The 13,304-nt window shown below is 66.7% G+C and carries 11 protein-coding genes; 5 read left to right on the top strand and 6 right to left on the bottom strand.

Annotated features, from left to right (window positions below; genetic code table 11):
• The first annotated feature begins 128 nt into the window (after window positions 1-128).
• From BMX32_RS07570 to BMX32_RS07550, 5 genes are read left to right on the top strand one after another with little or no spacing between them, the layout of a single operon-like run.
• The gene (locus BMX32_RS07570) at window positions 129-1,610 is read left to right on the top strand and encodes a glucoamylase family protein (RefSeq protein WP_089976369.1); all 1,482 of its coding nucleotides are present in this window, start codon (window positions 129-131) and stop codon (window positions 1,608-1,610) included.
• Window positions 1,607-2,896: a sugar ABC transporter substrate-binding protein gene (locus BMX32_RS07565; RefSeq protein WP_089977123.1), complete on the top strand. Its 1,290-nt coding sequence runs from the start codon at window positions 1,607-1,609 to the stop codon at window positions 2,894-2,896. The genes BMX32_RS07570 and BMX32_RS07565 overlap by 4 nt, the downstream gene beginning before the upstream one ends.
• Complete coding sequence (locus tag BMX32_RS07560) at window positions 2,893-3,771, top strand: carbohydrate ABC transporter permease (protein ID WP_089976365.1); 879 nt, start codon at window positions 2,893-2,895, stop codon at window positions 3,769-3,771. Before BMX32_RS07565 ends, BMX32_RS07560 begins: the two co-directional genes overlap by 4 nt.
• Window positions 3,768-4,589, top strand: coding sequence for a carbohydrate ABC transporter permease (locus BMX32_RS07555; RefSeq protein ID WP_089976361.1), 822 nt, complete (start codon window positions 3,768-3,770; stop codon window positions 4,587-4,589). The genes BMX32_RS07560 and BMX32_RS07555 overlap by 4 nt, the downstream gene beginning before the upstream one ends.
• Window positions 4,590-4,591: 2 nt before the next feature.
• On the top strand, window positions 4,592-7,321 hold the full coding sequence (locus BMX32_RS07550) for a glycoside hydrolase family 15 protein (RefSeq protein WP_089976357.1): 2,730 nt from the start codon (window positions 4,592-4,594) through the stop codon (window positions 7,319-7,321).
• 143 nt (window positions 7,322-7,464) lie between these two features.
• On the opposite strand, the gene BMX32_RS07545 is transcribed toward BMX32_RS07550, so the two are convergent.
• The 6 genes from BMX32_RS07545 to BMX32_RS07520 all read right to left on the bottom strand — a co-directional run bounded on the left by BMX32_RS07545 (window position 7,465) and on the right by BMX32_RS07520 (window position 13,227).
• Window positions 7,465-7,824: a hypothetical protein gene (locus tag BMX32_RS07545; protein WP_049808647.1), complete on the bottom strand. Its 360-nt coding sequence runs from the start codon at window positions 7,822-7,824 to the stop codon at window positions 7,465-7,467.
• Window positions 7,825-7,918: 94 nt separating this feature from the next.
• Window positions 7,919-8,602 (bottom strand): HAD family hydrolase, encoded by a 684-nt coding sequence (locus tag BMX32_RS07540; RefSeq protein ID WP_089976353.1) that lies wholly within the window; start codon window positions 8,600-8,602, stop codon window positions 7,919-7,921.
• Window positions 8,603-8,728: 126 nt separating this feature from the next.
• Window positions 8,729-9,562, bottom strand: coding sequence for a pirin family protein (locus tag BMX32_RS07535; protein ID WP_029213522.1), 834 nt, complete (start codon window positions 9,560-9,562; stop codon window positions 8,729-8,731).
• 129 nt (window positions 9,563-9,691) lie between these two features.
• A complete protein-coding gene (locus BMX32_RS07530) occupies window positions 9,692-10,411 on the bottom strand; it encodes a YecA/YgfB family protein (RefSeq protein ID WP_049808648.1) in 720 nt (239 codons plus the stop codon).
• Window positions 10,360-11,127, bottom strand: a complete 768-nt coding sequence (xth, locus tag BMX32_RS07525) for an exodeoxyribonuclease III (protein WP_029213524.1) — start codon at window positions 11,125-11,127, stop codon at window positions 10,360-10,362. Before xth ends, BMX32_RS07530 begins: the two co-directional genes overlap by 52 nt.
• A 54-nt stretch (window positions 11,128-11,181) precedes the next feature.
• A complete protein-coding gene (locus BMX32_RS07520; protein ID WP_089976350.1) occupies window positions 11,182-13,227 on the bottom strand; it encodes a M3 family metallopeptidase in 2,046 nt (681 codons plus the stop codon).
• Between the last annotated feature and the right edge of the window lie 77 nt (window positions 13,228-13,304).

Raw genomic sequence — 13,304 nt, 5'->3', positions numbered from 1 at the left:
AACCGGATGCGTCCTTTTGCGCGCCCGCGTATCTCCCCGCGGGCGTTTCTTTTTTCTTGGAGAGAAGAGCCCCTCGAGGCTTTTATTTGCTACCGTCACGTAAACGTTTACGCAACAGGATCCATCCGATGCAAGCCGAAACCCTGAAACGCCTCTCGCTCGCCCTTGGCGTGATGCTCGCCACTGCCGCGCCGATGGCCATGGCGCAGATCGAAACGGCGAAGCCCAGGCACGCCGCGGCCTCCGCGATGCGCGACGTGCATGCGGTGCCGCCGATGATCGCCGACCTCGAGAAGCGAACGTTCCAGTGGTTCTGGGACAGCGCCAATCCGGTCAACGGCCTGGTGCCCGACCACTACCCGACGCAGTCGTTCGCGTCGATCGCATCGGTGGGCTTCGGGCTCACGGCGTATGGCGTGGGCGTGGAGCGCGGCTACATCACGCGCGACCAGGCGATCGACCGCACGCTCGCCACGCTCCGCTTCTTCCGCGACGCGCCGCAGAGCGACGCGGAAGACGGCGCCACGGGCTACAAGGGCTTCTTCTACCACTTCCTCAACATGGAAACCGGCGCCCGGCACGATCGTTGGGTGGAGGTTTCCACCGTCGACACCACGCTGCTGCTGGGCGGCATCCTGTTCGCGCAGAGCTACTACGACCGCGACACGGCGAAGGAAAAGGAAATCCGCGACATCGCCGACCAGATCTACCGCCGCGTGGAGTGGACGTGGGCACAGACCCGTGCGCCGCTCATCAACATGGGGTGGACGCCGGGCGGCAAGCAGATCCCGCACGACTGGCAGGGCTACAACGAAGGCATGCTCGTCTACATCCTGGCGCTCGGCTCGCCGACGCATCCGGTGGGCGACGATGCCTGGCAGGCCTGGACGAAGACGTACGACAGGACCTGGGGCGAGTTCCACGGGCAGACGTTCCTGAACTTCGCGCCGCTGTTCGGGCACCAGTACAGCCACACGTTCATCGATTTTCGCGGCATCCGCGACGCGTGGAGCAAGTCGCACGATCTCGACTATTTCGAGAACAGCCGTCGTGCCACCTATTCGCAGCAGGCCTATGCCGTGGCGAATCCGGGCGGCTGGAAGGGCTATGGCAAGAACGTGTGGGGCCTGACGGCCAGCAACGGCCCCGGAGGCCTGATCATCAAGCAGGGCGACAAAGAGCGGACTTACCAGGGTTACACCGCCCGTGGCGCCGGTCTCGACTACGTTTCGGACGACGGCACCATCGTTCCGACCGCGGCGGGCGGCTCCATCGCCTTCGCGCCGGAAATCGTGATTCCCGCGCTGGAAGAAATGAAGAAGAAGTACGGTCAATACATCTATACGAAGTACGGCTTCGTCGATGCGTTCAACCTGACCTTCGACACCAAGACCGAACTGCGTACGGGCCGCCTGGTGCCCGGCTTCGGCTGGGCCGATACCGTGCATCTGGGCATCGACCAGGGCCCGATCGTACTGATGATCGAGAACTACCGCAGCGAGTTCGTCTGGAACGTGATGAAGAAGAATCCGTACATCCGCAAGGGTCTGCAGCGCGCCGGCTTCAGCGGCGGCTGGCTCGACGCCGACGAGGCCGCCAACCTGTGGTGAAGCGTTTCGCTCGCACGCTTCGCGTCGGGCTGGTGCTGGCTCTCGCCGGTGCCGGCGTAGCGGGCTGCGCGAAACACGACGAGGGCAGCCGGACGCTGCAGCTCTGGACGATCGGTCGCGAGGGCGAGGCGGTGGCGAAGCTGCTGCCCGAGTTCGAGCGCGAGCATCCCGGGCTGCACGTCGAGGTGCAGCAGTTGCCGTTGACGGCCGCGCACCAGAAGCTGCTCACCGCGTATGCCGGCGATTCCACGCCCGACATCACCCAGCTCGGCAATACGTGGGTGCCGGAAATGGTCGCGCTCGATGCGCTCGAGCTACTCGACGCGCGCGTCGCCGGCTCGAAGGTCGTCGATCCCGCCGATTACTTCCCCGCGATCTGGTCGACCAACGTGATCGACGGCAAGCTGTACGGCGTGCCCTGGTATGTGGACACGCGTCTGCTTTTCTATCGCAAGGACCTGCTCGCGAAGATCGGCTACGACCACCCGCCGCGCGACTGGGCCGAGTGGCGCGACATGATGGCGAAGCTGTCCACGCCGCCGGGAAAGACGTATGGCGTGCTGTTGCCTACCAACGAGTTCGAGCAGTTGCTCGCGCTCGCGTTGCAGCAGGACGATCCGCTGCTCCGCGACGACGGTCGTTACGGCAACTTCCGCAGCCCCGGGTTCAAGAAGGCGCTGGCGTACTACGTGTCGCTGTTCAAGGACCAACAGGCGCCGATGATGACCAACGTCGGCATCGGCAATCCCTGGGCCGCGTTCGGGCAGGGCTTCTTCGCTTTCTATCTTTCCGGACCCTGGAACATCGGCGAATTCCGCAAGCGGTTGCCGCCGGAACAGCAGGGCGACTGGGCCACGACGCCCCTGCCCGGCCCCGATGGCCCGGGTGCGTCGAACGCCGGCGGCTCGAGCCTCGTGATCTTCCGGCGGTCGAAGCACAAGGACGATGCGTGGGCGCTGATCGAGTTCCTGTCGCGGCCCGCGATCCAGGAGCGCTTCTACCAGATCCTCGGCGACATGCCGCCACGCCGCTCGTCATGGGACGTGCCCGCGCTGAAGAACGACGACAAGGCCGCGGCGTTCCGCGACCAGCTCGAACGCGTGAAGCCGACGCCACCGGTCGCCGAGTGGGAACGCATCGTCACCGAGATGCAGCTGGTGGCTGCGCAGGCGGCACACGGCGATCTCACGATCGACCAGGCCGCGGATGAAATCGACCGTCGCGCCAATCGCCTGCTCGAGAAGCGGCGCTGGATGCTCGACCACGGCCACAAGGCATCGCCATGACCACCTCCCGCGCCGCCTGGCTCTTCATCACGCCCGCGCTGATCGTTCTCGGGCTGTTCTTCCTGCTGCCGGTGGTAGCGGCGCTGGTCCTGTCCGTCACCGACTACGATCTCTATGCGCTCGCGGACATCCGCAACCTGCGGTTCGTGGCCCTGCAGAATTACTGGGCGCTGTTGCAGCGGCCGCTGTTCTGGTCGGCGCTGGGCCACACGCTGTATTTCGTCGTCGTGGGCGTGCCGTTGTCGCTGATGGCCTCGCTCGGCGCGGCGATGCTGCTGAACTCGCCGCTTGCCCGGTTCAAGCCGTTCTTCCGGACCGCGCTGTTCGCTCCGGTGGTGACCACGGTGGTCGCGGTTGCGGTGATCTGGCGTTACCTATTCAATACCAAGTACGGCCTGGTCAACTACGTGTTCGATTCGGTCGGCATCCCGACGGTCGACTGGCTCGGCGATCCACACTGGGCGATGCCGACGATCATCCTGTTCGCGATATGGAAGAACTTCGGCTACAACATGATCATCTTCATGGCCGGCCTGCAGGCGATACCGGGCGATCTCTACGAGGCCGCGCGCATCGACGGCGCATCCGCGATGGCGCAGTTCCGCCACATCACGCTGCCGATGCTCAAGCCCACGATGGTGATGGTCAGCATCCTGACCGTGTCGGGCTATTTCCAGCTGTTCGCCGAGCCGTACGTGATGACGGAAGGCGGACCGTTGCAGAGCACGACCTCGGTGCTGTATCTGATGTACGAAGAAGGCTTCAAGTGGTGGAACCTCGGCTCGGCGTCCGCCGTGGCCTTCATCCTGTTCGTCATCATGTTCGTGGTGACCGCCGCGATGCTTCGTCTGTCGAAGCGGGGAGAACCGGCATGAGTCCGCGCCTTGCGAAAGCCCTCGTCAACGGCCTGCTGATCGGCGCCGCCGTCATCGCGATCGCGCCGCTGCTGTACATGGTGTCGGTGTCGTTCATGCCGCAGGGGCAGGCGAGCGCATTGCCGCCACCCGTGCTTCCGAAGAACGCCACGCTGGACAATTACCGCCAGCTGTTCATGAACGCGGGCATGGGCCGCTACCTCTTCAACAGCCTGCTGATCTCGACGTGCATCACGCTGGTGTCGCTCGCCTTCAACCTGATGGCCGGCTACGCGTTCGCGAAGCTCGAGTTCAAGGGGCGCCAGCGGTTATTCCAGGTGCTGCTCGGTGCGCTGGTGATTCCCGCGCAGGTCGCGATGCTGCCGCTGTTCCTTCTGCTGAAATACATGGGGCTGGTGAACACGTATGGCGCGGTGATCGTGCCGGCGCTGGCGACCATCTTCGGCATCTTCCTGGTGCGGCAGTATGCCAGCGGCATCCCCGACGACCTGATGGAGGCGGCGCGCATCGACGGCGCGGGCGAGTTCCGCATCTTCGCCACCATCGTGATGCCGTTGCTGAAGCCGATCATGGTGACGCTCGCGATCTTCACTTTCCTCGCCGCGTGGAACGACTTCATGTGGCCGCTGATCGCGCTGACCGGGCAGGAGCATTACACGCTCCCCATCGCACTGGCCTCGTTGTCGCGCGAGCACGTGCAGGACAGCGAGCTGATGATGGCGGGCTCCGTGGTCACGATCCTCCCCGTGCTCGTATTGTTCCTCGCGCTGCAGCGCTACTACCTCGAAGGACTGCTGCTCGGCAGCGTGAAGGGCTAAGCATGGCAATGAACGTCGTACGGGCGGTGCTGGTTCTCGCTTTCTTCAGCGGCAGCGCGGTGGCCGGCGATCTCGACACGTTCGATACCGCCACGGGCTGGACCGCGACGCATACCGACGACGTATCCGCGAGCCTGCGGAGCGTGCCCGGCAGGCAGGGCCAGGCGGTCTGTCTCGCTTACGACTTCAACGGCGTATCGGGGGCGGCGTCGATACGCAAGACGCTGCCGATCGATTTCCCGCGGGGATTCGCGCTGCGCTTCGACGTGCGCGGCCACATGCCGGCGAACACGCTGCAGCTCAAGTTCATCGACGACACCGGCGACAACGTGTGGTGGTTCCAGAAGCCGTCGTTCGCGCCGACCGAGGCGTGGCAGACGATCGACGCCAGCAGCCGGCAGGTGGAGTTCGCCTGGGGGCCGTCGAAGGATCGCACGCTACGGCACACGCGCGAGGTCGAGTTCGTGATCTACAAGGAAGCCGGGGCCGGCGCGTCGCAACCGAACAAGGGGGAGGTATGTTTCGACAACCTGCACCTCGACGCGGCGAAGCCGGAAGCCGTGCCCGCGCCGGCGCCCACGCCGAACGCGATCTTCGAAGCTCGCGCGAAGCAGGTGCGTCGTGGCCTGTACCCGCGCGGTTTCTCCGGCGAGCAATCGTACTGGACGATCGTCGGCGTCGACGGCGGCAGCCGCGATTCCGCGCTGATCTCGGAAGACGGCGCGGTGGAAGTGGCGCGCGGTGGTTTCTCGATCGAGCCTTTCCTGATCTCGCAGGGCAAGCTGCTGACCTGGGCCGATGTGACGTCGACCCAGTCGTTGCGCGATCGCTATCTGCCGATGCCGTCGGTACGCTGGCAGTCCGGCGCACTATCGCTCGTGACCACGGCGTTCGCACAGGGCGACGCGGGCGCGTCGCAGCTGGTGGTGTCGTATCGGGTCGCCAACGATGGCGATGCCGCGCGCGACGTCACCCTCGCGCTGGCGACGCGTCCGTTCCAGGTCAATCCGCCCACGCAGTTCCTCAACGCACCGGGTGGCACGAGCCGCATCGACGATCTGTCGTGGAACGGGCGCGTGCTCACGGTCAACGGTACGCGCCGGGTGGTCCCCTTGCAGCCCACGACGTCGTTCGTCGCCAGCACGAACGAGCCGAAGACCCTGAGCGAGCGACTCGAGGCCGGCGAGCGGCCAGTGGCGACCGCGCTGCGGGATACGACGGGCTTCGCCCAGGGCGCGTTGCTCTACGACCTGCACGTCCCGGCGCACGGTCACGTCGACCTGGGCCTCGTGGTGCCGGTGAACGACAAGGACGACGTGGCGATGCCGGCGGATGCCGGGCGCTGGCTCGCGAGTCGCGCCGACGCCGTCGCCGCGCTGTGGCGCGGAAAGCTCGATCGCGTGACGGTGACGGTGCCGTCGGTGGCGCAACCCATCGTCGATACGATGAAGAGCGGCGTCGCGCAAATTCTGATGTCGCGCGACGGACCGGCCCTGCAGCCGGGTACGCGCTCGTATTCGCGAACGTGGGTCCGCGACGGCGCGATGATGCTGGAGGGCCTGCTGCGCACGGGGCACGACGATGTGGCACGCGAATTCATCCGCTGGTACGCACCGCATCAGTTCTCGCACGGCAAGGTACCGTGCTGCGTCGACGCGCGAGGGTCCGATCCGGTACCGGAAAACGACAGCCACGGCGAGCTGATCTTCAGCGTGGCCGAGCTCTGGCGATACACGCACGACCGGACGACGCTCACTGCGCTGTATCCGCACGTGCGCAAGGCCATCGCGTACATGGATACGCTGCGCGCCAGCGAGAGTCAGCCGTCACGGCGCGAGGGACCCGATCGCGCGCTCTACGGCCTGATGCCCGCGTCGATCAGCCATGAGGGCTATTCGGCGAAGCCGATGCATTCGTACTGGGACGACTTCTGGGCGCTCAAGGGATACGACGACGCGGTCGATCTGGCGACGGCGCTGGGGAACGACGTCGACGCGAAGGCGTTCGCGGTATCGCGCGACACGTTCCGCCACGATGTGCACGCGTCCATCGACGCTGCGGTGAAAGCGAAGGGCATCGACTTCATCCCCGGATCGGCCGAGCTCGGCGACTTCGATGCGACGTCGACCACGATCGCCCTCTCTCCGGGCGACGAGCAGTCGCGCCTTCCGAAGGCGCTGGTCGATGCCACGTTCGAGAAATACTGGCAGGGCTTCATCGCGCGTCGCGACGGCAAGACGGCGTGGAAGGATTACACCCCTTACGAGCTGCGCACGATCGCCAGCTTCGTCCGCCTCGGCTGGCGTGACCGCCTCGATCCGTTGATCGCGTTCTTCTTCGCTGACCGCCGGCCGGCCGCGTGGAACCAGTGGGCGGAAGTCGTCGGACGCGATCCCCGCGAGCCCCGCTTCGTCGGCGACATGCCCCATGCCTGGATCGCATCGGACTACGTGCGCTCCGCGCTGGACCTGTTCGCCTACGACCGCGCCGCCGATGGCGCATTGGTGCTGGCCGCCGGCGTGCAGCCCGCATGGCTGGAAGGCGACGGCATCTCGGTAAGGGACCTTCGTACGCCGTACGGCCGGTTCGGTTACACGCTGAAAGCGCGAAACGGCCAGGCTGAGCTGACGATCACGCAGCCGGTCACCCCCCCGGGCGGCCTGGTGCTATCCCTGCCGAAGGGCGAGGTGAAGGTGCCGGTCGGAAAGAAGATGGTCAAGGCGCCCCTGTAGCAGCCACCCGGTGGTGGGAGCCAGCCTGCTGGCGACCGGGCTTCCCGCGAGCACCCATCGCGGCCGAGGCCGCTCCCACACATAAGCTGCGGGGCGGGCTCTGGTGGGAGCCAGCCTGCTGGCGATACCTGCGGAGCGGGGCGTCAGTGCGTCGCGACGCGCGTCCGCAGCAGCGCGTCCACCGCCTGCTGCCATTCCGCCGAGCCTGGCGCCGACTGAGGCGCTTCCTGGCCCAGCTTGCGGTTCACGGCCGCGTTCCACTCAGCGGTGCCCGGACGGGGGCCGTGGCCGTCGTCGCTCACCGCGAGGGTCTTGTCCACCCACGCCAGCCACTCGGGCGAGCCGAGCGCCGGATTGGCGGGTGCGGTCTTGCCGGGAGCGGGCGAGGCGGCCGTCGAGGCGGCGACCGGCGCATCGGCGGGCGGGGCGGTGGGCTCCGAGTGCGTGCAGGCGGCGATGATGAAGGCGGTCGCGAGGGGGACGATCGTGAGCAGTAGGCGCATGGCCAATGAAATCCTTGCGAATGCGTATGGCGCGATCCTACGGGGCCCACCCCGTCCCGAGCCTAAACGCGCAAGGGAACTTCCGCTGTTCCGTTCAGCTTCGCGCCGCGACTTCGTCGATATGAGCCAGCAGGTCGGCGGGATCCTCGAAGACCCGGTACGCACCGGCGCGCTCCAGTTCGTTCTCGCCATAGCCGCCCGAAAGCAGGCCGATGCCGAGCGCACGGGCCCGCTGCGCGGCCAGCATGTCCCAGATGGCGTCGCCGATGACCATGGCGTCGCGGATATCGGTACCCAGCCTCTCCGCGGCGGTGACGAAGAGATCCGGATCCGGCTTGGCATGCCGCACCTGATCGCGGGTGACCACGGGAACCTTGTTCGGGTCGACGCCAAGGGCGGCGATGTTGTGCGACGCGGTCTCCATGCGGCCGGAGGTCGCGATGGCCCATGGGATGTTCGCGTCGGTCAGCCATTTGAGCAGCTCGACGGCGCCGGGCAGCGGCTTCACGGCGCCAGCCTGCGCCAGCCGGCCGTAGGCGGCGGCGTGGTTGCGGCGCAGGCGGTCGATGCGCTCCGGCGTGATTTCGGTCCTGGTCTCGCGCAGCAGGATGTCGGTGAACAAGCCACCGCTCATGCCGATCTTGCGATGGATGCGCCACACGGAGAGGTCGATGCCCTCCATGTCGAGCGACTCCTTCCACGCGAGCACGTGCTGGTAGACGCTATCGACGAGCGTGCCGTCGAGATCGAAGAGAAACGCGTGTTTTTGTCGGGACATGCCGGTCAGGTTACGCGTCGCGAGGCGACGCTGACAACCGTCGCCGAGCGCACGCCCACCCGTTACGGAAAACCGACGACCTTCGGGTGGGAGCGCGCTCGCGCGCGATGGGGGCTTGCGACGGCGTCAGAACTTGCCCGCTCGAAAATCCGCGATCGCCTCGTGGATCTGCGCGGGCGTATTCATCACGAACGGGCCGTAGCGAGCCACCGGCTCCTTCAGCGGACGGCCCGCCACGACGAGGAGGCGCGTGTGCCCCGTCGCGGACAGCGCGACCGTCGATCCCTTCGACAGCACGCCGAGCTCGCTTCTCGACAGCGTTTCACCACCGACGACGGCCGACTCGCCTTCGAAGACGTAGGCGAACGCGCTGTGCTCCTCGGGCAGTGCGAGATCGAGCCGGGCACCGGGCGCCAGCGAGACATCCAGATACACCGGCTGCGTGGCGATACCCGCGACGGGACCTTTCGCACCGGCCAGCTCGCCCGCCACGACACGCACCGTGACACCCTCGGACGGGTGCACCACCGGAATGTCTCCCGGCGGAATGTCCTGATAGCGCGGTTCGATCATCTTGTCCGCGGCGGGCAGGTTGACCCATAGCTGGAAGCCCCACATCAGGCCTTCTTCCTGCTGCGGCATCTCCGAATGCAGGATGCCGCGTCCCGCGGTCATCCACTGCACGCTGCCGGGACCGAGGTCACCGGTGTTGCCGTGGTTGTCGCCGTGGCGCATGCGGCCGGCGAGCATGTAGGTCACGGTCTCGAAGCCGCGATGCGGGTGCTCGGGGAAACCTTCGATGTAATCGCCCGCCTGATCGGAACGAAATTCGTCCAGCAGCAGGAACGGGTCGAGCATGTCCAGCGCCGGCTGGCCGATCACGCGCTTCAGCTTGACGCCGGCACCGTCGGCGGTATCCATGCCGGTGACGCGGCGGACGATGTGACGTTGGGTGGTCATGGCTGCCTCCTGAAGTTGCCCCACAAGATGACGCGTTCGGGTGCGACGGAGTAGAGGCGGCGGGTGAACGATGCGTTCCGCGAAGGGCTCGCTTTGCAGGAGCCGCCATGGCGGCTCCCACCAGGGCGATCAGTGCACCCAATGGCCGGATCGGTGCCGCGGGGGGCCGTCTTCGCCTTCGACGCGGGGCTGGGCCAGCGCCTTCAGCTCGTCCTCGCTCGGTGGATTGTCGGTCCAGTAGGCGCCGACGGCGTTGAGCACGTCGGGAAGCTGGCCGAGGCATTCGTCGTACTCCTCGTCCGTGAGCTTCTCGAACTCCGCATCGGCCTGCAGGACGCCTTCGTCCACCGCCAGGGCCATGATGGGTCCGAGCAGCTGCATCAGTGACGGATCCTCGGCGAGGCGGTTCTCCCACAGGCCCGCGCGCATGTCGATGCCGCGACTGAAGCCTTCGCACCAGCCGGCGGCGGACAGCAGCGGCCCTTCTTCGGTGTCCACTTCGCCCAGGATCGGCTCGTAGGCGTCGACGCCGAGCTCGGCCGTGATCGAATCGTTGAGCTTGGCGAGCAGCGCCAGCACACGGTTGCCTTCGTCCTCGTCGTCGAACGCGTCGTGCAGCACTTCGTGCAGCCATTCTTCGGGCTTGACCTCGAGCGGCCCGATCGCGATCGCCGACAGCAGGCCGTGCACGCCGTCCAGCATGAGGCTGCCCTCGCCGCCGTGGGTACGGAGGAAGGTATCGAGTGCTTCGAGCTCGCTGTCGTCCAGCGAACTCGGCCATTCGGACTTCGGTGTGTTCAAAGCTTCAACTCCAGCGCGACAGGCGCGTGGTCGGACGGCTGTTCCCATTTGCGCGGCGCCTTGTCGATGATCGACGACGTCGCGACGGATTTCAGCGCATCGCTGATCAAGATGAGGTCGATCCGCAGCCCCATGTTGCGGCGGAAGGCGGCCTGGCGATAGTCCCACCAGCTGAAAAGGCCGGCATCTTCGCTGAAAAGTCGGAAACTGTCATGAAGACCGACATCGAGCAGCGCCTGCAGCGCGGCGCGCTCCGGCGGCGAGCAGAAGATGTCCTCGCCCCACGCGACCGGGTCGTACACGTCGCGGTCGTCGCGGCAGATGTTGAAGTCGCCCAACACCACCAGCTTCTCGTGACGCGCGCGCTCGCCTTCGAGAAAGTCGCGCACCCTGGCCAGCCAGTGCAGCTTGTAGGTGTACTTTTCGTCGCCCAGGGCCTTGCCGTTCACCACGTAGAGGTTCACGACGCGGATGTCGCCGACCGTGGCGGCGAGGATGCGCCGCTGCGGGTCGTCGAGGCCTTCGATGTCCGTCACCACGTCGCGCAGCTCGTCCCTGGCCAGGATGGCGACGCCGTTATAGGTCTTCTGCCCCGAGTAGGCGACCTGGTAACCCATGGCCGCGATCTCGTCGACGGGAAACTTGTCGTCGGTGAGCTTGGTCTCCTGCAACGCGACGATGTCGGGCTGCGCCTCCGCCAGCCATTGCTGGAGATGGGGGAGGCGGACCTTGAGGGAGTTGACGTTCCACGACGCGATCTTCATCGCGCCATTGTAATGGAAAGCCGCGCGGCGACCGGCGCCGCGCGGCCGGTCCGATCAGGCGAACCCGTAGCTCTTCAGCAACGCGTCCGGCTCGGGGCCACGGCCGCGGAATGCCGTGAACGACGCCAGCGCCGGCCGCGTGGCGCCGACCGCGAGCACTTCCTTGCGGAAGCGCTGGCCGGTCGCGCGATCGAGCACGCCGGCTTCTTTGAAGGCTTCGAACGCGTCCGCCGAGAGCACCTCGGCCCACAGATAGCTGTAGTAGCCCGCCGAGTAGCCGCCCGCGAAGATGTGCGTGAACGCATGCGGAAACCGCTGCCATGCCGGGGGGTGCATCACGGCGACTTCGCGGCGCACGTCCTCCAGCACGCCGAGCGCGTTGGCGCCCTTCGCCGGGTCGTACTCGAGGTGCAGGCGAAAATCGAACAGGCCGAATTCGAGTTGTCGCACCAGGAACAGGCCGGCGTGGAAATGCCGCGCGTCGAGCATGCGCTGGAACAGGTCGCGCGGCAGCGGCTCGCCCGTCTGGTAGTGCTTCGCGAACTGGCTCAGGGCGCTGTAATCCCAGGCGAAGTTCTCCATGAACTGACTCGGCAGCTCCACCGCGTCCCATTCCACGCCGTCGATACCGCCGACGGACGGGATGTCGACCTCGGTCAGCATGTGGTGCAGGCCGTGCCCGAACTCGTGGAAGAGGGTGAGCACGTCGTCGTGGGTGAGCAGCGCGGGCGCGCCTTCGGTCGGCGGCGGGAAGTTGCACGTGAGGAAGGCGATCGGCAACTGGAGCGCCTCGCCGTCCTTGAATCGCGAGGCGCACACGTCCATCCACGCACCGCCACGCTTGCCCGAACGGGCGTACATGTCGAGGTACGCGCCGGCGAACACGGTGCCGTCGGCGTTGACGACGTCGTAGTACTTCACGTCCTTGTTCCAGGTGTCGACGTCGTCGCGCGGCACGAAGCGCACGCCGTAGAGACGTTCGACCACCATGAACAGGCCGTCGATCGCGGCCGATGCGGGGAAGTACGGCTTGATCTGCTCTTCGTCCAGCGCGTAACGCTCCTGGCGCAGGCGTTCCGCGGCGAAGCCGACGTCCCATGGCTCGAGGTTGTCGATCTTCAGCGTTTCGATGGCGAACCGGCGCAGTTCTTTGAGTTCGTCCTTCGCCACCGGCTTCGCGCGCGCGGCGAGATCGCGCAGGAACGCGAGCACCACCTCCGGCGAGGTCGCCATCTTCGTCGCCAGCGATTCCTCGGCGGCGTTGGCGAAGCCGAGCAGCTGCGCGGCCTCGTGGCGCAGCGCGACGATCTTCTCGATCCGGTCGGAGTTGTCGAACTTGCCGGCGTTCGGCCCCTGGTCGGAGGCACGCGTCTGGTAGGCGTAGTACACGGCCTCGCGCAGGTCGCGGTTCTCGGCGTAGGTGAGCACGGCCTGCACGCTGGGCTGCTTCAGCGTCACGAGGTAGCCGTCGAGCTTCTCCTCGCGCGCGTATTCGCGCAGCACCGCACGACCCGAGGCCGGGATGCCGGCGAGGTCGCGCTCGTCGGTGATGTGCTTGTGCCACGCCTCGGAGGCGTCGAGCACCGCGTTGGAAAATTCGGTGGTCAGTTTCGACAGTTCGACGCCGATCTCGCGAAAGCGCGTCCGCGCGGGCTCGTCGAGCGCCACGCCGGACAGGCGGAAATCGGTCAGCGCGTGGTCTACCGCGGCACGGGCGGCTACCGGCAGGCCGGCGAAGTCCGGGCGATCCGCCACGGCCTGCACCGCGGCGTAGAGATCGCGGTTCTGCCCCACCTCCAGCCCGTGCTCGGTGAGCTTTTCTTCCGCCGCGCCATGGGCCTTGCGCAGTGCCGGCGAGTCCGCCACGGAATGCAGATGGCTCACCGGCGACCAGGCACGGGACAGCGTCTGGTCGAGGCGTTCCTGGGCAAGCATCACGTGCTCGAAATCGCGCGTGGCACCGGCCGCGGCGATGCCCGCGATGGCATCGCGCTGCGCCGCGATGAGGCTGTCGATGGCCGGCTCGACGTGTTCCGGACGGATCGCCGAGAACGCCGGCAGGCCATCGGGGTCGAGAAGGGGGTTGGTGCTGGTGTCCATCGGGATCTCCTGTCAGGCGATCAGCGTGGTGTTCTTCCCGGCCCAAATCAAGCGGCGGTGTGTCATGGCGCGCCCCG

Origin of the sequence: Luteibacter sp. UNCMF331Sha3.1, assembly GCF_900109915.1 — a bacterium.
GTDB lineage: Bacteria > Pseudomonadota > Gammaproteobacteria > Xanthomonadales > Rhodanobacteraceae > Luteibacter.
Note: the sequence above shows the minus strand (reverse complement) of the source record. Positions and strands in the feature narration are given on the sequence as shown.